This window comes from Actinokineospora sp. HUAS TT18, from assembly GCF_051364635.1.
Taxonomy (GTDB): domain Bacteria; phylum Actinomycetota; class Actinomycetes; order Mycobacteriales; family Pseudonocardiaceae; genus Actinokineospora.
This window is the reverse complement of record NZ_CP195645.1, coordinates 5,734,975-5,756,245: the sequence shown is the minus strand read 5'-3', so window position 1 is coordinate 5,756,245 and position 21,271 is coordinate 5,734,975. Positions and strand designations below refer to the sequence as shown.

At 69.4% G+C, this 21,271-nt stretch carries 22 protein-coding genes and 1 tRNA gene; 7 read left to right on the top strand and 16 right to left on the bottom strand.

Annotated elements, in window-relative coordinates; all coding sequences use genetic code 11:
• The first annotated feature begins 70 nt into the window (after positions 1–70).
• Positions 71–1,633, top strand: coding sequence for a multicopper oxidase family protein (locus ACSHT8_RS26665; RefSeq protein WP_436493642.1), 1,563 nt, complete (start codon positions 71–73; stop codon positions 1,631–1,633).
• 49 nt (positions 1,634–1,682) lie between these two features.
• Here ACSHT8_RS26665 and ACSHT8_RS26660 read toward each other — a convergent pair whose 3' ends face one another.
• The 7 genes from ACSHT8_RS26660 to ACSHT8_RS26630 all read right to left on the bottom strand — a co-directional run bounded on the left by ACSHT8_RS26660 (position 1,683) and on the right by ACSHT8_RS26630 (position 10,817).
• The gene (locus tag ACSHT8_RS26660; protein ID WP_436493641.1) at positions 1,683–3,242 is read right to left on the bottom strand and encodes an MFS transporter; all 1,560 of its coding nucleotides are present in this window, start codon (positions 3,240–3,242) and stop codon (positions 1,683–1,685) included.
• 43 nt (positions 3,243–3,285) lie between these two features.
• Positions 3,286–5,238: a multicopper oxidase family protein gene (locus ACSHT8_RS26655; protein WP_436493640.1), complete on the bottom strand. Its 1,953-nt coding sequence runs from the start codon at positions 5,236–5,238 to the stop codon at positions 3,286–3,288.
• A 214-nt stretch (positions 5,239–5,452) separates the two neighbouring features.
• Entirely contained in the window at positions 5,453–6,247 is a 795-nt protein-coding gene (locus ACSHT8_RS26650) for a putative hydro-lyase (protein WP_436493639.1), read from the bottom strand.
• A 9-nt stretch (positions 6,248–6,256) separates the two neighbouring features.
• Positions 6,257–7,462 (bottom strand): M24 family metallopeptidase, encoded by a 1,206-nt coding sequence (locus ACSHT8_RS26645; RefSeq protein WP_436493638.1) that lies wholly within the window; start codon positions 7,460–7,462, stop codon positions 6,257–6,259.
• Between the two features lie 14 nt (positions 7,463–7,476).
• Complete coding sequence (locus ACSHT8_RS26640; protein WP_436493637.1) at positions 7,477–8,526, bottom strand: PLP-dependent cysteine synthase family protein; 1,050 nt, start codon at positions 8,524–8,526, stop codon at positions 7,477–7,479.
• Between the two features lie 43 nt (positions 8,527–8,569).
• Positions 8,570–10,399, bottom strand: a complete 1,830-nt coding sequence (locus ACSHT8_RS26635; protein ID WP_436493636.1) for an asparagine synthetase B family protein — start codon at positions 10,397–10,399, stop codon at positions 8,570–8,572.
• 85 nt (positions 10,400–10,484) lie between these two features.
• Positions 10,485–10,817 carry a hypothetical protein gene (locus tag ACSHT8_RS26630; protein ID WP_436493635.1) on the bottom strand — a complete coding sequence of 111 codons (333 nt, stop codon included), beginning with the start codon at positions 10,815–10,817 and terminating at the stop codon, positions 10,485–10,487.
• 187 nt (positions 10,818–11,004) lie between these two features.
• Here ACSHT8_RS26630 and ACSHT8_RS26625 point away from each other — a divergent pair, with 187 nt between their 5' ends.
• On the top strand, positions 11,005–11,175 hold the full coding sequence (locus ACSHT8_RS26625; RefSeq protein WP_436493634.1) for a hypothetical protein: 171 nt from the start codon (positions 11,005–11,007) through the stop codon (positions 11,173–11,175).
• 1 nt (position 11,176) lies between these two features.
• On the opposite strand, the gene ACSHT8_RS26620 is transcribed toward ACSHT8_RS26625, so the two are convergent.
• The 6 genes from ACSHT8_RS26620 to ACSHT8_RS26595 all read right to left on the bottom strand — a co-directional run bounded on the left by ACSHT8_RS26620 (position 11,177) and on the right by ACSHT8_RS26595 (position 16,353).
• Complete coding sequence (locus ACSHT8_RS26620) at positions 11,177–12,049, bottom strand: choice-of-anchor P family protein (protein ID WP_436493633.1); 873 nt, start codon at positions 12,047–12,049, stop codon at positions 11,177–11,179.
• 485 nt (positions 12,050–12,534) lie between these two features.
• A tRNA-Ala gene (locus ACSHT8_RS26615) sits at positions 12,535–12,607 on the bottom strand.
• Between the two features lie 54 nt (positions 12,608–12,661).
• Positions 12,662–13,390 carry a divisome protein SepX/GlpR gene (gene sepX, locus ACSHT8_RS26610; protein ID WP_436493632.1) on the bottom strand — a complete coding sequence of 243 codons (729 nt, stop codon included), beginning with the start codon at positions 13,388–13,390 and terminating at the stop codon, positions 12,662–12,664.
• Between the two features lie 169 nt (positions 13,391–13,559).
• The gene (locus ACSHT8_RS26605) at positions 13,560–14,207 is read right to left on the bottom strand and encodes a GNAT family N-acetyltransferase (protein ID WP_436493631.1); all 648 of its coding nucleotides are present in this window, start codon (positions 14,205–14,207) and stop codon (positions 13,560–13,562) included.
• Positions 14,200–15,423, bottom strand: a complete 1,224-nt coding sequence (gene glp, locus ACSHT8_RS26600; RefSeq protein WP_436493630.1) for a molybdotransferase-like divisome protein Glp — start codon at positions 15,421–15,423, stop codon at positions 14,200–14,202. Before glp ends, ACSHT8_RS26605 begins: the two co-directional genes overlap by 8 nt.
• Positions 15,424–15,462: 39 nt before the next feature.
• Positions 15,463–16,353, bottom strand: coding sequence for a UTP--glucose-1-phosphate uridylyltransferase (locus ACSHT8_RS26595; protein WP_436493629.1), 891 nt, complete (start codon positions 16,351–16,353; stop codon positions 15,463–15,465).
• Positions 16,354–16,377: 24 nt separating this feature from the next.
• On the opposite strand from ACSHT8_RS26595, the gene ACSHT8_RS26590 reads away from it, so the two are divergent.
• From ACSHT8_RS26590 to ACSHT8_RS26570, 5 genes are all read left to right on the top strand, one after another.
• On the top strand, positions 16,378–16,986 hold the full coding sequence (locus ACSHT8_RS26590; protein ID WP_436493628.1) for a 5-formyltetrahydrofolate cyclo-ligase: 609 nt from the start codon (positions 16,378–16,380) through the stop codon (positions 16,984–16,986).
• A 103-nt stretch (positions 16,987–17,089) separates the two neighbouring features.
• On the top strand, positions 17,090–17,410 hold the full coding sequence (locus ACSHT8_RS26585) for an FmdB family zinc ribbon protein (RefSeq protein ID WP_436493627.1): 321 nt from the start codon (positions 17,090–17,092) through the stop codon (positions 17,408–17,410).
• Positions 17,411–17,526: 116 nt separating this feature from the next.
• On the top strand, positions 17,527–18,099 hold the full coding sequence (locus tag ACSHT8_RS26580; RefSeq protein ID WP_436493626.1) for an SAF domain-containing protein: 573 nt from the start codon (positions 17,527–17,529) through the stop codon (positions 18,097–18,099).
• 56 nt (positions 18,100–18,155) lie between these two features.
• Positions 18,156–18,557, top strand: a complete 402-nt coding sequence (mscL, locus tag ACSHT8_RS26575; RefSeq protein WP_436493625.1) for a large-conductance mechanosensitive channel protein MscL — start codon at positions 18,156–18,158, stop codon at positions 18,555–18,557.
• Between the two features lie 66 nt (positions 18,558–18,623).
• The gene (locus tag ACSHT8_RS26570) at positions 18,624–18,788 is read left to right on the top strand and encodes a hypothetical protein (RefSeq protein WP_436493624.1); all 165 of its coding nucleotides are present in this window, start codon (positions 18,624–18,626) and stop codon (positions 18,786–18,788) included.
• Positions 18,789–18,873: 85 nt separating this feature from the next.
• Here the strand turns inward: ACSHT8_RS26570 and ACSHT8_RS26565 are convergent, their stop codons facing one another.
• The 3 genes from ACSHT8_RS26565 to ACSHT8_RS26555 form a co-directional block, all read right to left on the bottom strand.
• The gene (locus ACSHT8_RS26565) at positions 18,874–19,374 is read right to left on the bottom strand and encodes a MogA/MoaB family molybdenum cofactor biosynthesis protein (protein ID WP_054054370.1); all 501 of its coding nucleotides are present in this window, start codon (positions 19,372–19,374) and stop codon (positions 18,874–18,876) included.
• A 63-nt stretch (positions 19,375–19,437) separates the two neighbouring features.
• Positions 19,438–20,475: a sensor histidine kinase gene (locus ACSHT8_RS26560; RefSeq protein WP_436493623.1), complete on the bottom strand. Its 1,038-nt coding sequence runs from the start codon at positions 20,473–20,475 to the stop codon at positions 19,438–19,440.
• On the bottom strand, positions 20,475–21,167 hold the full coding sequence (locus tag ACSHT8_RS26555) for a response regulator transcription factor (protein WP_436502185.1): 693 nt from the start codon (positions 21,165–21,167) through the stop codon (positions 20,475–20,477). The genes ACSHT8_RS26560 and ACSHT8_RS26555 overlap by 1 nt, the downstream gene beginning before the upstream one ends.
• Positions 21,168–21,271 lie beyond the last annotated feature (104 nt).

Below are 21,271 nucleotides of genomic sequence, written 5' to 3'. Positions count from 1 at the left end.
CGGGCAAACTTTGGGTATGCTCCGATACTGGGCGATTCCACGGGGTTCGCATAAAGGGGGTTGTCGAAGAATGTCCATGTCACGACGGGGGTTTATCGGCGCGGCCGGATCGGCCGCGGTCGTCATCCCACTGGCGAGCGCTTGCGGAAGCACGCCGACCGACGCCAATGGCGGAGCGCAGCATAAAGAGCAGAGCGTCCAGAAAAGCGCGCTGGCCGCGCCGCGGCCGTTCACCCAGCCGCTGACCATCCCGCCGGTGATCCGCCCGACCAGCTCGGACGCGAACACCGACTACTACGACGTCACGGCCAAGGTCGCCAGCCTCAACATCCTGCCCGGCCTGCAGACCCAGGCGTTCACCTACAACGGCACCTTCCCGGGTCCGACCTTCGACGTGAAGGCCGGTCGCAAGATCGTCGTGCGGACCCGCAACGAGCTGCCCGTCCCGACTGTCACCCACCTGCACGGCGGCAAGACCCCGCCGGAGCACGACGGCTACCCGATCGACCTGATCATGCCGGTCAACGGGTGGAACGGGCACGTGCACGCGGGCGGCAACGTCACCCAGGGCACCCGCGAGTACCACTACCCGCTGCAGCAGCGCGCCGCGACGCTCTGGTACCACGACCACCGCATGGACTTCACCGGCCCGCAGGTCTACCGCGGCCTGGCGGGCATGCACATCCTGCGCGACGACGAGGACAACGCGCTGCCGCTGCCCAAGGGCAACCGCGAGATCCCGCTGATCATCACCGACCGGTCGTTCAAGGAGGACGGGTCGTTCAACTACCCGTCGCTCGACCCGAACCTCAACCACCCCCCGGGCGTCACCGGCGCCTTCCACGGCGGTGTGCTGGGCGACGTCACGCTCGTCAACGGCGTGCCGTGGCCGTACCTGGAGGTCGACGCGGTCAAGTACCGCTTCCGCATCCTCAACGCGTCCAACTCCCGGCACTACAAGCTGGAGCTGGACCCGAAGCCGAACGCCCCGCAGTCGTTCATCCAGGTCGGCAGCGACGGCGGCCTGCTTGCCGCGCCGCGCGGGCACACGATGATGCAGGTCGCCCCGGCCGAGCGGTTCGACGTCGTGATCGACTTCAGCAAGTACGCGGTCGGGACGATGGTCACGCTGAAGCACACGGGCGCGACGGGGAACTCGGGGCTGGTCATGCAGTTCCGTGTCGCCCGGACGGCGTCGGACGACTCGACTGTGCCAACGAAGCTGTCGACGATCGAGCCGCTTCCGTGGACTGGGGGGAACACGCCGACTCGGCAGTTCGCGTTCCTGCAGGGGCCGGAGAACGGGAAGATGGTGTGGCGGATCAACTCGAAGAGCTTCGATCCGAACTACATCCACGCCGAGATTCCGCGCGGCAAGGTCGAGATGTGGCAGTTGGTGACCGACGCCCAGCATCCGGTGCATGTGCACTTGTCGTCGTTCCAGGTGCAGGCTCGGATCGCGGAGCAGCTGGCGCCTACTGATGGCGGGTGGAAGGACACTGTGCGGTTGGAGCCGAACAAGGTTGTTCGGATCTTGGTGCGGTTCGACGGCTACCCCGGCAAGTACGTCTTCCACTGCCACAACCTCGAACACGAGGACATGGCGATGATGGCGAACATGAAGATCACCTAAGCGGGACAACAAGGACGGCCCCGGGAGTACGCTCCCGGGGCCGTTTCTATTACGCCTTTGTCTTCCCTGGCAGGAACCGCGCGAGGATCCATGCCACCAGCAGGTAGCAGACTGCTTGCGCCACAACGGTTACCGCCGTCGCCGAGGTGAAGGCCTCCTGGGCCGGGATCCTCGCCCCGGCACCGCACACGCCGACGATCGCGTCGGTGCCCTCGGTCAGCGGGGTGCCGCCCACGCAGTCGCCGATTCGGTCGTCGAAGCGGATCAGGAGGCCGAAGAAGACGGCGCCGACGACCGCTACGCCCATGGCATTGCCTACCTGGGCCAACGTGCCGAACACACCCGAGGCGGAGCCGACATCCTCGGCGGGAACGCCGGTCAGGGTGAGGTTGTAGAGCGGCGGGCTCAGCATGCCCATGCCGATGCCGACCACCGCGAGGCACGCGGCGACCAGGCCCGAGCTCAACTCCGGCCCCTGGGCCCAAAGCACGACACTCAGCACGGCCATGCCCAGGGCCATCAAGACTCCACCCGCGACCACCAGCGGCTTGCCGATCTTGGCGGCCAGGGGCACCGATGCCCCCGAGGCGACGCCCGCCGCGACGGCGAAGGACGCGACGGTCAGGCCGATGTCCGAGGGGCTGAAGTTGAGGCCGGACTGCAGGTGCACCACGAACACCAGGAAGAACGCGGCCACGCCGCCCATCACCAGGAAGTTGGCGACGCTGCCCGCGACGAAAGCACGCACCCGGAACAGGGACAGCGCGATCAAGGGGAACTCGCCCGAGCTCTGGCGCTGGATCTGCCTGCGCACCAACAGGTACAGCACGGGGACCGACAGTGCGAGTGGCGCGAAGATCCACAGTGGCCAGCCGAGTTCACCGCCCTGGACCAGCGGGAAGATCAGCATGAGCAGGCCGCCGCTGGCCAGCGCGATGCTGCCGAGGTCGAGCCGTACGCGGGTGCCCTTGGTCAGCACATCGTTGGCGGGCAGCCAGATCCAGCCCGCGAGGATGGTGAACAGGCCGACCGGGACGTTCAGCAGGAAGATCACGCGCCAGCCCAGGTCGGCGATGTCCGCCTGCACCAGCAAACCGCCGAGTACCGGGCCGCTGACCGTCGCCACCGCGATCACGCCCGCCTGGGCGCCCAGGGCGGCGACGCGCTTGCCCGCGGGGAACAGCAGCATGATGATCGGCAGCACCTGCGGCGACATGGCCGCGGCCGACGCGCCCTGCAGGACGCGGCCCGCGATCAGGGTGGCCGGGTCGGTGGCGACCGCGCAGAGCACCGACGCGAGGGTGAAGCCGATCGAGCCGATCAGGACCATCTTGCGTCGGCCGATCGCGTCGCCGAGACGCCCGGAGGTGACCAGCAGCAAGGCGAACGGCAGGGCGTAGCCCGCGAGCAGCCACTGCGCCGACGAGGCCGACGCGGCGAGGTCCGTGCGGATCGATGGGGCCGCGACGGTGACCACCATCAGGTCGAACAGGTGCAGGAAACTGCCTGCCAAAACGGCCGCGAGGGCCAGCCACGGTCGCCCAGTTGCGACCGTTGGCTGGTCCTCGCGGAATGACTCGGCGGCGCTGTCTTGAACGCGGGGGGTCACGGGTCCTCCTCAGAACCAGGGCGTGACGCCGACGCGCCGCGCCTTACTCGGGCTGGTTCTTCGTCGCCGATCCAGCCTCGAAGGGCGTCGAGTAGCCCTCGTAGGCCAGATGCAAGACCATGCCAATCTTGGCGTGGTCGAGGTTGTGGCAGTGATCCATCCAGAGACCGGGGTTGTCGGCCTTGAACGCGACCTCCCACGTCTCCCCCGGCGCTACAGTGACCGTGTCGAGCCAGATCGGGCTGCCGGTGGCCTTCTTCCCGTTGCGGGCCAGCACAAGCGCGTGGTGGCCGTGCAGGTGCATCGGGTGGTCGAGGTGGCTGCGGTTGATGAACTTGACCTTCACCAGGTCGCCTTCACGCACCACCAGCGTCGGCACGTCCGGGAAGATGTGGCCGTTGACCGACCACAGCAGGTTGAAGCCGCCGTCGAAGAACCCGGCCTGGTTGTCCAGGTAGCGGTCCTCGACCACGTCGAACTTGCTGTCGGCGTTGAACTCCGTCGCCATCGGGCTGCCGTACTGGGTGACGTCGAACTCGGGGACGGTGAAGTCGGCCTTCAGCTCGCCGGAGCCGTCGGGGCTGAACAGGATGCCCTCTTCCGGCCGCTGCTTCTCCGCCAGCCGCACCGGGCCGCTGGGCATGGTGAACTCGACGTCGTAGCGACCGCCGCCGCCCAGGGTGAGCAGGGTGTCCTTGAGGTCGGTCGGCTTGTTGATGTCCTGGCCGTCGACCGCGGTCACCTTGTAGGTCACGCCGACCACGGCGAAGCGCTTGATCAGGCTGTCGGTGTTGGTGAGCCGCAGGCGGACCTTGGTGCCCGCCGGGATGGTCTGCTTCTCCAGCTTGTCGGAATCGCCGTTGGTGTAGGCGACCTTGTTCTCCGTCGTGGTGAACGCGTGCTGGAGAACCTGGATGTCCTTGACGTCCGACTCGGCCGGGGCGTCCTTCGGCTCGACAATGAAACCGCCGTACAGACCCTTGCGGACCTGCTCCGAGGACTGCTGGTGCGAGTGGTACCAGTAGGTGCCCACGTCCGGCGCGCGGAAGCGGTAGACGTGCTTGTCGCCGGGCATGACCGCGTCCTGGGTCAGGCCGGGCACGCCGTCCTCGGCGTTGGGCACGTCGACGCCGTGCCAGTGCGCGGAGACGCCGGTCGGCACGTCCTTGTTGGTCAGCGTGACCTCGACCAGTTCGCCCTGCTTCACCTTGATCTGCGGGCCGGGGATGGTGCCGTTGAACGTCCACGCGTCGAGCTTCGCGCCGCTGGGCAGCGAGATGGTGGCCTTCTGCGCGGTCAGCTCGATCTTCTTGTCCGGCACGCCGTCCTTGGGGCCGGTCAGGTCCGCGATCGACTTGCCGCCCTGGCCGTGGCCGCCCGCGGCGTGGTTGCCGGAACCGCTGTGGTCGCCCATGTTGTAGCGCTCGTCGAGGCCGCTGGTGGACTGCCACACGAAGATGGCGCCCGCCACCAGCGCGAGGACGACACCGACGTGCGCGAACGAGCGGCCGACGCGCTTGCCCAGGCTCGGCACGGCGGCGCCCGCGGCGACCTTGCCCTGCTCGTAGCGCTGCTTGAGCACCAGCAGACCGGCGGCGACCAGCAGGATCAGACCGTAGAAGACGATCTCGTCACCGAACGGCGGCACCGGCGGCACCACGAAAGAGGCGTACCAGGCCAGGATTCCGCCGATGGCGGTCAGCCGCGGCGGCAGCGCCGACTTCAGCGTGGCAAGGCCCTGCCGGGTCTCCACCGGCACGGTCGCGCCCTCGGTGCCCCGCAGCGACTTCGCGGTCTTGGCGATCCTGAGCAGCACCGGAATCGTCAGCACGTAGGCGGCGATGGCCGGGACCAGGTAGAAGAACGGGACCAGGACCACCCGGTCGGAGGCGAATTCCCAGCCGGTCTGCAGCATCAGCACACCGATGGCGAATTTCCACAGAACGGCGATGGTGCCGACGGCGAGCCAGACGAGCGTCCCCCGGGAAGCCTTCACGGATTTCACCGGATCGGAGTAACGCGCGACTCTGCCGAGTCGCCTGGACGATACCGCCCAGGTGATGAAGATGAGGGCACTAATGCCCACGTCCATTCCCAATAGCGTCTCGTACATCCGGTGTCCCTCTTAGGTTTGCTTGCCTGTGTGTGAGCAGTACGCCCGAGCCCCGGGCACAGCCTGCCAGAGCCAAACTGAGAAATTCGCCCTTAACTCACAGCGCGTACGTGGCGTCCGGCACATCGGTGATGAACATGTAGCCGGGCGAGTGCGTGATGGCGAATTCCAGCTTGGACGCGATAACGGCGGCTTGCGTGGTGACGCCGCACGCCCAGAAAACGGGGATGTCGTCACCGACTGGAACGGGATCGCCGAAGTCGGGTTTCTGCAGGTCCGTGATGCCGAGTGCGGCCGGATCGCCGATATGCACGGGTGCGCCGTGGACCGACGGATAACGCGCGGTGACCTGAACGGCCGTCGCTACGAGGTGCGCCGGGATCGGCCGCATCCCGACCACCAGCGGCCCGGACAGCCTGCCCGCGGGCCTGCACTCGATGTTGACCGCCCACATCGGGTCGGTGACGCCCAACTCGTGGTGGCGCAGCGGAACGCCCGCGTCGAGCAGGCCGCGCTCGAAGGTGTAGCTGCAGCCGATCACGAACGTCACCAGGTCGTCGCGCCAGTGCTCGGTCGCGTCGGTGACCTCCTCGACCATCACGCCGTCGCGCCAGATGTAGTACGCGGGCAGGTCGGTGCGCAGGTCGGCGCCCTCGGCCAGCACCGTCGTCGGCGAGCCCGGGTCCGTCACATCCAGGACAGGGCAGGCCTTCGGGTTGCGCTGGGCGAACAGCAGCAGGTCGTAGGCGACGTCCTTGGGCACCGAGATCAGGTTGGTCTGCGCGTAGCGACTCGCCCAGTCGACGGTCGGCACGCGTAAGCCCGCACGGAAGTGCGCGCGGGCCTCGGCGCCGGTCATCGCCTCGGTCTGTTCCCTGGTCAAGGTGTCCATGTAGCGCTCCTAGTCGATGACCGTCAGCTTGCGGTCCAAAGTGGTCAGAAGCTCGTTGCCGTTCTCGCGCACCACATACGGGTCCTCGACCATGGCCGCGCCGAAGCCGAACTCGTAGTACGGGGTCTCGAAGTTGACCACCGTGCCGACTTCGAGCTGCTCGTCGTTGTCCGGCGTGATCAGCACCCGGTCGTAGACCTCGACGCCGATGCCGTGGCCGACGTGGTTGCGCCGGTAGTGCGGGATCCCGTTCTCCCGCACGGCTTCCACGGCGGTGTCGAACAGTTCCTTGCCGGTCATGCCGGGCCGGGTCTTCGCCAGCGCGGCGTCCTCGCCCGCCAGCACGCCCTGGTAATAGCGCGCGAGTTTGTCGGTGGGCTGGCCGACGCTGAACATGCGGCTCAGGTCCGACCAGTAGCCGTCGAGGATCAGGCCGACGTCGAACCACACGGCCTCGCCGCGGCGCAGCGGGTCCAGCGTGGGCCGCGACTGGCCGTAGGCCGCGCGGTCGCCGAACTTGATCAGGGTGAACTTGGGGCGACCACCGGAGCTGACAGCGGTGCGCTCGAACTCGCGCACCAGGTCGACCTCGGTCGCGCCCGGCTTGGCGATCGCCATGGCGGCGAGGATGCACTGCTCGGTGAGCGCGGCCGCTGCGCGCAGCCGCTCGATCTCCGGCTCGGTCTTGACCTTGCGCGTCCAGCGGAACAGCTCCGCGCCCGGGCGCAGGTCCGCGCCGGGCAGTTCCTCGCGCAGCACGTCGAAAGCGTTTGCGGGCAGGCTTTCCTCGTCGAGCGCGACCCGCGCGTCGCCGAGACCGGCTTCCCGCAGGACCCGCGCGAGCACGCCCAGCGCGGGAACGCCGTTGGGCTGCTCGTTCATCAGCTTGTGGAGGAGCTGTCCGTGCTCGCCCAGCACGGACAGCTCCGTCGCGTCGTCCAGCTCGCGATAGAACGTCCCGAAGCCCGCCGCCCCGTCCAGTTCGACCTGCGCGTCCCGGATCTGGTCCAGGTCGCACCGCGAGGAGATGAGCCTCGGGTGCGCGAGACGGTCCCGGGTGACGACCGCGAAGCACTGCCCGCTGTGCGGGAAGATCTCGTGGGACACGCTCGCGACACCGGTGAGGTAGTACACGTTCTCCGCGGTGGTCGCGACGATGCCGTCGAGTCCGAGTTCGTCCATCCGCCGGGCGAGCCGGTCGAGGTTGGCGAGCATAAGAGCGGGTCCTCTCAGACCAGTTGGGGCTGAACGCGGTCGAGCTGGATGAAGTCGTTGCGCGGGCTGCGCGCACCGGCCAGCAGACCGTCGAGCGAGTCGAGGCCCTGGGCCTCGATGTTCTGCAGCACACCGCGTTCGGTGAGCCAGATGTCGTCGAACGACTCGCCGAGGTAGTTGGCGCCCGAGTCCGGGCTCACCGCGACGACCGTGCTGCCCGGGTGGGCGTGGGCGTAGGCCAGCGCGCTGAACACCGCGGCACCGGTCGACTCGCCGACCAGCAGACCCTCCTGGCGGGCCAGCAGCCGGGTGGTGGCGAAGCCCTCCGGGTCGGTGATCGGGTGCACCAGGTCGACCAGGTGCTGGTGCAGGTTGCCCGGGGTCCACGCGATGCCGAGACCGCGCATCTCCCAGCCCTTGTAGGGGAAGCCGAACGCGGCCGAGCCGACCACGTCGGAGCCGACGATGGCGATGTCGGGCAGCTTGTGCTTCAGCGTGGCGGCCAGACCGGAGATGTGGCCGCCGGTGCCGACCGCGCACACCAGCGCGTCGAACGCGGGCACCTCGTCGAGCAGCTCGTAGGCGGTCTGCTCGGCGTGGATGCCCGGGTTGCCCGGGTTGTTGTACTGGTCGGGCCAGAACGCGCCGGGGTTCTGCTCCAGCAGCTCGGCGACCTTGGCCAGCCGCGGCCGCTGGTAGCCCAGCTCGTCCGGGGTCCGCACGACGTGGACCTCGGTGCCGAACGCGGCGACGAAGTCCAGCATCGAGCCCGCGGCCTTCGGGTCGGTGACCAGGATGACCCGGTAGCCCTTGGCCGCGCCGATGAACGCCAGCGCCTTGCCGAGGTTGCCCGAGGTCGACTCGATGATCGTGCCGCCAGGCTTGAGCTGCCCGGACCGCTCGGCCGCGGTGATCATGGACAGGGCCGCGCGGTCCTTGACGCTGCCGCCGGGGTTGGCCCCCTCCAGCTTCACCAGGACCTCGGAGCCGTTGCCCATGTTCAGCCTGCCGAGGCGGACCAGCGGCGTGCGCCCGACGGTGTCGAGGATGTTGTCGCAAATCATGCTGCCCCCTAAGGCACTGGAATGAACAACGGCTTCGGGTTGATCAGAGGGTCAGACGGACCTTGTAGAGGTCGAGCCAGGTGTCGAGCTGCAGAGTCAGCTCGACGTCGGCGCGAGCCAGCCGGTCCTCGGCCATCCGAGCGCCGTTGCTCGCGAGTTCGTTGGCCTTGTCCATGTCGATCAGGGAGTGCACCCGCGAGTGCGGGTCCGCCAGCGTGGCCTTGAACTCCTCCTGCAGGCGCGCGGCGTAGTTCGGGTCCTTGCTGACCGGGGTGGCGCTCTGCTTGCGCTGCAGCACCTGCTCGGGGAGCAGGTCGGCGACCGCGGCCCGCAGCAGGCCCTTCTCGATGCCGCCGTGGGCGTGCATCTCGTTGGGGATGTTGTAGGCGTACTCGATGAGCGGGAAGTAGTTCAGCGGCGAGGACGAGTGCAGACCGGCCGAGCTGAAGACGCCCGCGTCGAGGCGGAACAGCATCAGCACGAGGTAGGCGACCCGCCGGACCTGGCGGTCCCACTCGTTCTCCTCCGGCAGGTACTCGACCTGGGCGATCGAGTCGGCGTAGAGGTCGGCGTAGTAGGTCGGGAAGTCCAGCGCGGCCAGGGTGTCCTGGTTGAGCAGGCCGGTGCCGAAGCCGTTGGTGGCGCCGAAGCGCTGCGCCATCGCGATCCACGGGAAGGTGCCCGACGCGATCAGGCCCTTGTCGTTGGACCACCGCGCGCCGCGGAAGATCTGGTCACCCGCGCCGCCGCCGAAGACGACCTTGCCGCCCTTGGCCGCGAGGTGCTGGATGAACAGGTGCTGCGACGCCTCCATGTCGTAGATGCGCGTCGGGTAGTCCTTGGCGCGCAGCATTCCCTGCCGGACGACCGGGTCGAGCAGGTCGGTGGCGTTGATGCTGATCAGGTTGTAGTCGGCGTCGATGTGGTTCGCCACGATCTCGGCGAACGGCGCGTCCTTGGTGTCGCGCATGACGTCGGACTCGAAGGCGCTGTTGACGAAGTCGACGGTGTAGGTCCGCAGCTTGCCCTGGTCGCGCTTGCGCAGCTCGGCGGCGGCGAGACCGGCGACGGCGCTGGAGTCCATACCACCGGAGAGCGTGGCGAACAGGACCGACGGGTCGGCGGGCAGGGCCTGCGCGACGCTGTCCTCCAGCATCCCCCGGATCTTGGCGATGGTGGTGTCGAGGTCGTCGGTGTGCGGCTTGGTCTCCAGCTTCCAGTACGTCTGGCGCGACCAGCCCTGACGGCTGAACCGGGCGATCTCCGACGGCTGGATGGCGTTGAAGCCCGCGAACAGCGGGCCGGGCATCAGGGCGTGCGAGATGACCTCACGCAGCCCGGCCGCGTCCAGTTCCGCCTTGACCTCGGGGTGCGCCAGCAGCGTCTTGCGCTCGGAAGCGAACACGATGCCGGTGGGCGTCTGGGTGTAGAACAGCGGCGAACCACCGAGCCGGTCGCGGGCGAAGAACACCTCTTCGGTGCGCCCGTCCCAGATGGCGATGGCGAAGGAGCCGGTCAGCCACGGCACGAACTCCCCACGCCACTGCAGGTAGGCCCGGTTGACCACCTCGGCGACCGAGGCCGCCGGGTCGACCGCGCGCCCCTCGGCGGCCAGCTTCGCCCGCAGCTCGGCCAGGTTGCCGGGGATGCCTGTCACGCTGGTCACCACCGGCTCGCCACCGGCCACACTCACGAACGGCTTGGCCGCCCCCTGCGTGTCCAGGGCCCGGTAGCCGATCGCGGCCCGCTGCGAGACCCAGACCGTCTCCCCGTCGGGTCCGCGCTGCGCCAGCGTCCCGGCCAAACTCCTCAGGATCGGCTGTGCGACCGACAGATCCCTGGAGAAGTCGATCCAGCCCACGATGCCTGACATCGAGCACCCTCCCACGTCGTCTTTGCGTCGGGAGAAGAGTCGATGGGCGTACTCAAAGAACCGTCTAGTGCTACTGAAGGGTCGATCAACCGGCCTTACGCAGGCCGTCCACCACGGCTTCGGGCACGTCGAGCACCACGGTCTGGTAGCTGTCGATGGGGTCGAGGACCCGCGCCCGGGGGCCGTCGCGCCAGGCTTCTCCGCTGTAGAACGCCTCTTCCAGGCGGTCCCTGGCCTCGACACTCTCGAAGGCGCGGAGGAGGTAGGCGTGGTCGCCTTCGTCGGGGACGAGCGACGGGCCGAGGTCGACGACGTCGATGCCCGCGGCTTCGAGCATGGGCCGAACCTCGCGCATGACGGCGACGAGGTCGTCGAGCCTGCCGGGCTTCACCTTGTAGGTGCGGATTTCGAGAATCACGGGGTGATCTATACCCCGCCCGGCCGACAGGCGCCCCAACCTTGCCCCGTCCGGGTGAACGTTCACCATTCAACTGACTTTGAGTAACGAACAGCCCAGGCAAATGCGACACCCCAGCTGACGCGTCAGTCCTGCCTACCTCACCTGAGAAGGGCCTACTTCCCCAGCCCTGGCAAGGAACCGACCCATGACCTACCTACCGACAGTGATCATCTTGACCGCCACCGGCATGCCTGCCTTCCTGCTCGCGGCCAGGTCGCTGCGCCGTGCCGCCCGGCGGCTCGACCGCATCCTGACCGAGGAGCTGGCCGAATCCACGCCAGTGCGCGACGGCCAGCTCCTCCGCACGACCCAGTAGCTCAGGCCCGCCGCGCGCGCCGCGCCCACCACAGGGTGAAGGCCCCACCACTCAGTAGGGCGATGCCCGCCAGGGACAGCGGCAGCACGGCACTCACCCCGGTGTCCGCCAGGTCGCCGCCACCACCGGCCGCCACCGGAACGCTCGTCGACGACGCGGACGAAGTGGTCGGCACCGGCGTGGTCACCGACGACGAAGGCGTCCCCGGAGTGGTCGACTCACCGGGCGCGGTGGTCGATGTCGCGGGCGTCGTGTTCGGCCCCTTGGCGGTCGGGCCCGCGCACTTGGCCTGCGAGAGGATCACGTCGGCCTTGCTCACGTTGGCGATCGCGCCCCCGACGCTGACCCGCAGGGCGTTCACGGTGAGCGTGTCGCCCGCGCGGACCTGCTCGTTGACCCACACCGTGACCAGGTCGGACACCGTGATCTTCTTCGTCACCGACACGTCGATCCGCTGCCCGGCCACCCACACCTCAGCCAGGTGCGACTCCCCCGTGACGGTCTTGCCGTCGGCCACACAGGTCGCCGACACCAACTTCGCCCTGACCAGGCCGAGCAGGTCCACATCGGCGATGCTCGCCGTGCTGGTCAACACGCCCCCTTTGACCTCGGAGGCCGCGTTGAGCAGCTTGGCGTGCCCGGGCAGGTTGGTCGGGACGTCGATCTTCACCACCGACTTGTCCTGCCCCGCCGGATAAGCCGCCTTGGGCAGCGCGGGAACGTCCACCTTCAACGTGCTCAACAACGTGGCCTCGACAGACACAGCGAACGCACTACCGGTCTGCGCACCCGGCGCGGCGACGGCCGACCCAGCCGACAGCACGGCGGCTCCGACCAGACCACAGGTGACGGCGAACAAATGGGAACGGCGCACGGACGACTCCAGAGTTGGACCTGACGGGGAGAGCGCCAGGATCCCGACCGTGAATTGGAAGCGCAATGACCCGAAACACGTTGCCAGATAACGGTTTCAACCCCCGCACACCCGTGACAATTCGGCCAGGCCACCTTCGCCGAAGCACACTGAGAATGCCACGAACACGCGGGCCGTCCGTCCTTCACACGACCCGAGCCCGTCCCGAACGGGGACTGGCGGGGTTGGGGATCGAGGCCGAGGGCTTCGATGAACTCGCAGCTTTCCATCGGGATCAGGCATCGAGCCGCGAACCAAAGACAGAGGCCCATTCCATGATGGAATGGGCCTCTGACCTGTTGTGGACCTAACGGAGGCTTATCACAACTTCCGGACCACGCCGAGTCAGGAGATGCCGCACCGTGGGGGCGTGGGGGCTCGGCCCCCACAACAAAGAACAAGCGACCCGGTCCACGCTTTCCGTGGACACAGGTCGCCTGAGCTTGTGGAGCTGCGGGGAATCGAACCCCGGACCTTCTCGATGCGAACGAGACGCGCTACCAACTGCGCTACAGCCCCGTAGTGGTGCGCGCAGAGCGTATCAGGCTCCGCGGACCACCTTGGACAGGGGGGTTACTCGCCCACGGCTCGACGGTACGGCAGGTCGTCGGGGTGGCCGAGGTGGTCGAACCACGGGTCCTCGTCATCGATGTCGATGACGACCGCGCCCGGGTGGGTCACTCGGGCGTACTCGCGGACGGGCAGTTCGTCCTCGTACTCGTCTTCGTACTCGTCCTCGATCGGGCGGGCGTGAGAGCGGTGGACCGCCGTCATCCGGGCGTACCGGCGCTGGCGGATCTCCTCCTCGATGCGCACCTGCCGACGCAGGTACGTGAGGTAGCCGACGAGGGCGATGTCGATGGCGGCGTGCACCCACCACACGGGCGTGGATACGACGGCCGCCGTGATGGCCGAGATGACCGCCAGGACGATCATCAGCAGCACGACGCGCTGGCGGAAGCCGTACTTCGCGCGGGCGGCGTGGGCGGCGGCCTCGGGGTCGTAGCCGCCGCGGCCGGGGCGGTAGCGGCGGAGCGGTGGGGTGTCGTCCAGGTCGTCGGCGTCGAGCTCGGTATCCACCTCGTCGGCGTCGCTCATCGCGAAGTCCTCTCGGGTGTCCTCGGCCTCTTCGTGGTCGTCGGTGTCGTCCGCCAGGTCGTGGCTCACGCCGCTGCGCACGACCCTGGCCGCGAGGGCGGAGTCCGCCGTGCGGGCGATCTCCTGGCGCTTGCGCACGACCATCGGGACGAGGACGACGAGCCATGCCACTACGAGCGCGACCACGATCAACGAGCTCGGCATGTCCCGGCACCTCCCCCTTGCTCACTCCGACACTTCGCCACGTTAGTCACAACAGTCACACCCATGACGGAGGCGCGCCGACCATGTTCACCCGTTTGGCTACTTCGCTAGTGGACCTTCCCGCGTAACGGGGATGATCAAACAAATTCGGCGTGAACGTCGCACACTCTTACGGCGAAGTAGCTCCGCCGCGCGCGATCAGGTCTGCCACCAGGCCGTTCGGAATGTCCTCTGTGGTCAGAGCGAACAAAAGATGATCACGCCAGTCCCCGGCGACGTCGAGGTAGCGGCGGAGCAGGCCCTCCTCGCGGAAGCCCAGTTTGGCCAGCACGCGCAGGCTCGCGGCGTTCTCCGGGCGCACCGTGGCCTCCAGCCGGTGCAGCCCGCCCGCGGCGAAGCTGTGGTCGACGACGAGCGCCACCGCGGCCGTCGCCACCCCGCCGCCGATGGCGTGTGTAGCCACCCAGTAGCCCACCCAGGCCGAGCAAAGCGACCCGCGGATGACGTTGCCCACGGTGATCTGCCCGGCGAGCTTGCCGTCGACGGTGATCACGAACGGCAGGGCCATCCCGCGCCGGGCCAGCGCGCGCAGCGCCGACCACTGGCCGGGCCAGGCCAGGCCCGCGTTGCGGTCTGCCCACGTGCCGGGCACCGAGGGCTCCCAGCTCTCCAGGTGCCGCTGGTCGCGCCGGCGCAGCTGACTCCACGCGGAGCCGTCCCACAGCCGGGGCGGGCGGACCTCCACCACGCCCGCGGGCACCCGCAGCGGACCGAGTCTGGCGGGCCAGCCGGGGTGGCGGCCCAGGGGCTCAGCCACGCTGGGCGAGGAAGCTGACCTGCACCTGCTCGCCCACGGCCACCTCGGTGACGTCCTCGGCGATCAGGACCAAACAGTTCGCCTCGGCCAGCGACGCCAGCAGGTGCGAGCCGGACAGCCCCAGCGGCTGCACCAGGTACTCCCCGTTCGACTCGTCGCGCAGCAGTTGGCCGCGCAGGAAGCCGCGGCGGTCCTTGGTCGAGGTGATCGGCGAGAGCAGCCGCGCGGTGACCACGCGGCGGTGCGGGTTGCGCTTGCCCTGCGCGGCGCGGATCAGCGGGCGCACCATGACCTCGAACACCACCAGGGCGCTCATCGGGTTGCCGGGCAGCAGGAACGTGGGCACCGCGTCCGGCCCGAGCCTGCCGAAGCCCTGCACGGACCCGGGGTGCATCGCGACCCGGCTCAGGTCGACGTCGCCGAGGTCGCTGACGGCCGAGCGGACCTCGTCGGCCAGTTCGCCGCCGACGCCGCCCGCGATGACCACGATCTCCGACAGCAGCAGCCTGCTCTCGATGACCTCGCGCAGCCGCTTGGCGTCGCTCTCGACGATCCCGACCCGGTTGACCTCGGCGCCCGCGTCCCGCGCGGCGGCGGCCAGCGCGTAGGAGTTGACGTCGTAGACCTGGCCCTGGCCTGGCGTGCGGTCGATGTCGACCAGTTCGTCGCCCACGGAGATGATCGACACGCGGGGCCGCGGGTAGACGAGGACCTTCGACCGGCCGACGGCGGCGAGCAGCCCGACCTGGGCCGGGCCGATGACCGCGCCGCGGCGCACCGCGACGTCGCCGGTCTGCACGTCCTCGCCCGTCCGCCGGACGTAGGCCGCCGAGGGCACCGGCTGGTGCACGGTGACCCTGGCGTGGTGGCCGTCGGTGAAGCCGGTGGGCAGCACGGCGTCGGCGAGGGTGGGCAGCGGCGCGCCGGTCGCGATGCGCACCGCCTGCCCCGGCTGGAGTCTGCGCGGCTGCCGCGAGCCCGCCGGGATCTCCCCGACGACCGGGAGCTGGACCGGCTCGTCGCCCGCGGCCTGGGTGTCGACGCTGCGCACCGCGTAGCCGTCGACCGCGGCCTGGTCGAAGCCGGGAAGCGCGCGCTCGGCGACGACCTCCTCGGCGCAGAGCAGGCCCTGCGCCTCGGAGATGGCTACCCGCACGGGGGCGGGCCGGACCGCGGCCGCCAGCGCCCTGGCGAGTTGCTCGTCGACTGACCTCATCCGGTTACCCTGTCACCAATCGCCATGAAAGTGCGGCAGCTACACGCCGCCGACACGGTCGCGGAGCCATTCCCGCAGGTCCGGCCCATACTCCGGGTGCTCGAGGGCAAAGTCCACGGCGGCACGCAGGAAGCCACCAGGATTGCCCAAGTCGTGCCGTCCGCCGCGGTGCACCACGACGTGGACCGGGTGGCCCTCGGCGATCAGCAGCGCGATGGCGTCGGTCAGCTGGAGTTCGCCGCCCGCGCCGGGGGTGATCCGCTTGAGCGCGTCGAAGATCGCCCGGTCGAGCAGGTAGCGGCCCGCCGCGGCGAAGGTCGACGGCGCCTCGTCGGCCGGAGGCTTCTCGACCATGCCGTGGACCTGCTTGACGTCCGGGTCGTCGGTGTCGGCCACGTCGAACACGCCATAAGCCGAGATCTGCTCGCGCGGGATGTCGAACGCGCACAGCACCGACCCGCCGAACTTCGCGCGCACCGCGGCCATCCTGGTCAGCACGCCGGTGGGCAGCACGAGGTCGTCGGGCAGCAGCACGGCCACCGCTTCGTCGTCGCCGCGCAGGTTGCCCTCGGCGCAGCCGACGGCGTGGCCGAGGCCGAGCGCCTGGTCCTGGATCGCGGTCTCCACCTCCAGCAGCGCGGGCGCGCGCCGGACCTTCTCCAGGAGTGCGGTCTTGCCGCGGTCCTCCAGGGTCTTCTCCAGCTCGGGCTGCGGGCGGAAGTACTCCGCGACCGCGTCCTTGCCCGGCGAGGTGACGATGATCAGCCGGGTGGCACCGGCCTCGGCGGCCTCGGCCGCGACGTACTCGATGCCGGGGGTGTCCACCACAGGGAGCAATTCCTTGGGGACGGCCTTGGTGGTGGGCAGGAACCGGGTGCCGAGGCCCGCTGCGGGGACGATGGCGGTGGTGAATGCGGTCGACGCGCTCATGGACAGTCAGCCTAACCTCGTGGTGTGGCCGGCCCTGGGAGTGATCTCGATGCGACCGACGAGTGGACCAAGGACCAGTGGCGCGCGGCGCTGCTACATCGGCGGCGCCGGGTGCCCGCCAGCGTGCGCTTCGCCGAGGCGCTGCGCCTCACCGACCTGCTGACCAGCGGAGATGTCGTCCGCGGCGGTCAGACGCTGTGCGCGTACGTGCCCATCGGGTCCGAGCCGGGGTCGGTCCAGATGCTCGACGACGTCGCCGCGCGCGGGGTGCGCATCCTCCTGCCGATCGTGTTGGGGCGCGGGCCGCTCGACTGGGCCTGGTACGACGGGCCCGACTCGCTGCGGCCCGGTCCACACGGGCTTCGGCAACCGATAGGTGAACTGTTGGGCGAGGCCGCGTTGCGAATCGCCGACGCGGTGCTGGTGCCCGCGCTCGGGGTCGACCGGACCGGGGTGCGGCTGGGGCGCGGGGCCGGGTTCTACGACCGGACGCTGTCGATCGCCGCGCCGGACACGCCGCTGATCGCGGTGGTGCGCGACCAGGAGATCGTCGACCGGCTGCCCGCCGAGCCGCACGACGTGCGGATGACCGCCGTCCTCACCCCTGGTCGCGGGCTGATGGCACTTCGTTGATGTGAGATCGGACCAGGGTGTTTGCGCTCCGCGCGCGGTGTGTCGCAGAATTGGGGTTAGCACTCCGGCGGTCCGAGTGCCAGTGCGTCGAGAGGGAGCCACCGTGCCCACGTACCAGTACGCCTGTACGGCATGCGAGCACCGCTTCGAGGCGGTGCAGTCGTTCAGTGATGCCGCGCTCACCGAGTGCCCGGAATGCGCCGGTCGCCTGCGCAAGCTGTACGGCTCGGTCGGCGTGGTGTTCAAGGGCAGCGGCTTCTACCGCAACGACAGCCGCTCGGGCACCAAGACCTCGACGGTGCCCGCGAAGACGGACTCGGCTCCCGCCGCCAAGGCTGAGTCTTCCTCCACTTCGTCGTCGGCGTCATCCACGTCCACGTCTACCACGACGTCGACTCCCGCCCCCGCGGCGAAGGCTTCCTGAGCCCGAGTTGTCCACAGTCCCGTCAGCGATCCACAGCTGACGGGCACCGGGTGCCGCTTGGGCCGTTCGGCTTCTAACGTCGAGATCGACACCGATCCCGACCCACCGGAGCCGACATGCCCAAGCCGTTCACCCCGCGCCGGATCATCGCCGCCGTCCTCCTGGTCCTCGCGACCGTTCTCTGGCTGCGGTCCGGCGCCGAGGAGTCCGTCCCGATGCTGGTGGCCGCCCGCGCGCTCGGCGCCGGAGCCGGGCTGAGCCCAGGGGATGTGCGGATCGTGCGCGCGCCGCCGGAATTGCGCCCGGAATCCGCATTCACCGATCCGGCGTCGGCCGCGGGCCGGATATTGACTCTCCCGGTCGCGGAAGGCGAACCGATAACCGAGGCGCGACTTGTCGGGCGCGCCACGATCGATCCGGGCGAAGCCGCGGTGGCGATCCGGTTAACCGATCCCGACTTAGTCGGGCTGATCCGCCCCGGGGCGCGGGTCGACATCATTTCCGCAGCTCAAAATGGCCATGCGTCGGTCGTGCTCGCCCGGGACGCGACCGTGATGACCGCCAGAGTCAACGAGCGGGTGCACGGAAGGGAACGTGGAAGTTTGCTTCTTATCGCCCTTCCGAGGGATTCCGCGACACGGGTCGCTTCCATCTCACTCGAAAGGCCGGTGACGGTTACCCTCCGATAGTTGCCAACCCCCTTCCGACGGCTTCCCCTGCCGTCTTCCGAGATTGGAGTGCCCACGTGTTGAAGGGCTTCAAGGACTTCCTGATGCGCGGGAACGTCATCGATCTGGCGGTCGCCGTCATCATCGGTGCCGCGTTCACCACGATCGTCACGTCGTTCACCGACGGCCTCATCAAGCCCCTCATCAACGCCATCGGCGGCTCCGACGCGGCCCAGGGCCTCGGGTTCCGGATCATCGGCGAGAACCCGTCGACGTTCATGGACTTCGGCGCGGTGATCAACGCCGCGATCAACTTCGCCATCGTGGCCGCGATCGTCTACTTCGTCATCGTCCTGCCGGTCAAGCACATCCAGGAACGCCGCAAGCGCGGTGAGGAGGCGGGCCCGGCCGAGCCGACCGACGTCGAACTGCTCGCCGAGATCCGCGACCTGCTCCGCTCGCAGCAGCAGAGCCGCTGACCCCACGGTCCGGGGAGCCACGACGCGGTGGACTCCCCCGGACCCTGGGTCGGGGATGATGGCGGCATGACCGAACCGACCGACGACGAACGCCCCCGGCGCCGCGACCTCGACCGGATCTTCGGCGACGTGCTCCCGGACACGACGTCGGACGAGCGCGACCCGTCACCCGACGACAACGACCGCGACGACTGGTACCGCAGCAACCGCCCGCCGCACCACGGGGGCTGAGCCCGGTCATCGACGGCGGCGGGTGGCGCGGGAAGGCCGAAGCTGGGCGGGTCCGCTGTGTCGCGAACCGGCCCAGTGCGGTGGATCAGTTGCCGTCGAGGCCGGAGAGTTCTCCGATGACGTAGGGGACGAGCGCCGACAGGGTGGCCATGCCATCGCGGACGGCGCTGCGGGAGCCCGCCAAGTTGACCACCAGGGTGCTGCCCGAAACGCCGACCAGGCCGCGGGAGACACCCGCGTCGACGGCGCCCGCGGCGAGGCCGGAGGAACGCAGGGCCTCGGCGATGCCCGGGATCGGGCGGTCGAGCACGCCCTGGGTGGCGTCGGGGGTGACGTCGCGCGGGGACACACCGGTGCCGCCGACGGTGACCACCAGGTCCGCCCCGCCGATGACGGCGGTGTTGAGCGCGTTGCGGATGGCCACGGTCTCGCCCTCGACGGGGACGATGCCGTCGACGATGAAGCCTGCTTCTTCGAGGAGCTCGGTCACCAGCGGTCCGACCGTGTCCTCGTGCTCCTTGTGGGCCACGCGGTCATCCACGATCACGACGAGGGCCCGGCCGAGCCGTTGTGCGCTGCGTTCCATGGGGTCAACCGTAGTCGTCCCGTCGAGGCGCGGCCGCTGAAGGTGACGCGTGTCGTGCACCTGCTAGACCGCCAGCGGCAGGCGCACCTCGAAGCGGCAGCCCGGCCCGTGGTTGCTGGCGTTGATCCGCCCGTGGTGGGCCTCCACCAAGCCCTTCGCGATGGCCAGGCCGAGCCCGCCGCCGCCGTGTTCCTCCGGGGTGCGCGCCGCGCTGCCGCGGAAGGCGACGTCGAACACGCGGGTCAGCTCGGCCTCCGGGATGCCGCCGCAGGCGTCGTCGACCGACAGGACCGCGTCGGGGCCCTCCACGTCGACCTTCACCGCGACGGTGCCGTTCGGCGGTGTGTGGCGGATGGCGTTGGAGATCAGGTTGATCACCACCCGGGCGAGTTCCGGGTCGCTGCCCAGGACCACCGGCCACAGCCGGGCCTCGGCCAGCAGGCGCACCCGCTTCCGCTCGGCCACCGGCACCTGGGCGGACAGCGCGTCGCTGACGATGTCCTGCAAGGGCACTGCGGCCATGGTGAGCTGCAGCGCGCCCGCGGTGATGCGGGACAGCTCGAAGAGGTCGTCCACCATCGAGGACAGCCGCCGGGTCTCCCCGCCGATGCGGTTGGCGTAGCCGGTGACCTCGCGCGGGGAGCTGACGACGCCGTCGGACAGGGCCTCGGCCATCGCACGGATCCCGGCGAGCGGAGTGCGCAGGTCGTGGCTGATCCAGGCGACCAGTTCCCGACGGGACGCCTCCGCCGCGCGTTCGCGTTCCCTGGCCTCGCGCTCCCACACACTCCGGCGGGCGATGCGGCGGCCGAGGAACACCGCGACCGGGACGGTCACCAGGGTGACCAGCAGGCATACCAGCAGCATCGTGGTCAGCGCGGTGTTGAACATGAAGCCGCTGATGCCCAGCACGCCGACCAGCAGCGCGGCCACCGGGATCAGCACGAGCACCGTCATCGACGTCGACAGCGACCCGTTGCGCAGCCAGTGCAGCAGCAGCGCGCCGACAAGGACGACCGGCAGGACCGTGAGCAGCGCGTACGGGAGGATGTGCCACAGGTGCAGCAGCATCAGCCGCAGCGGCTCGCCGGAGTCGACCATCACGCGGTCCCGTCGTAGCGGTAGCCCACGCCCCACACGGTCACGATCCGCGTCGGCTTCGCGGGCGCTGTCTCGATCTTCTCCCGCAGCCGCCGCACATGCACGGTCACCGTCGACTGGTCGCCGAAGTTCCAGCCCCAGACCCGGTCGAGCAGCTGTTCGCGGGTGAACGCCTCGCCCTTGTGGCCCAGCAGGAACTCCAGCAGGTCGAACTCGCGGGTCGTCAGCGCCAGCTCCGTGCCGTCCACTGTGGCCTTGCGAGCGGTGGCGTCGAGCCGCAGGTCACCGTCGACGAGGTCGGCGGCGCGGGGCTTGGGGGTGGCGCGGGAGCGGCGGAGCACCGAGTTGACCCGCAGGGCGAGTTCCTTGGGGCTGAACGGCTTGGTCACGTAGTCGTCGGCGCCGAGTTGCAGGCCCGCGATCCGGTTCTCCTCTTCGCCGAGCGCGGTCAGCATGACCACCGGCACCGCGCTGCGCTCGCGCAGCCTGCGGCACACCTCCAGGCCGTCGATGCCGGGCAGCATGAGGTCGAGCACCACCAGGTCGGGCTCGTGCTCGGCGATCCAGCGCAGCGCGTCCTCGCCGTTGTCGGCCAGCGACACTTGGTGGCCGTCGCGTTCGAGGTAGCGGCGGACGACGTCGGAGACGGTCCGGTCGTCGTCGACGACGAGCACTCGGCCGGTCTCGTCCATGGGTGGGCCTCCCAGCAGGTTGTCCTGGGCTACATGGTCCACCATGCCCGGACGTGACAAGGAGCCGCAGCGGGCGGGCGAGGGTTACGTTCCGTCCGCTTGCG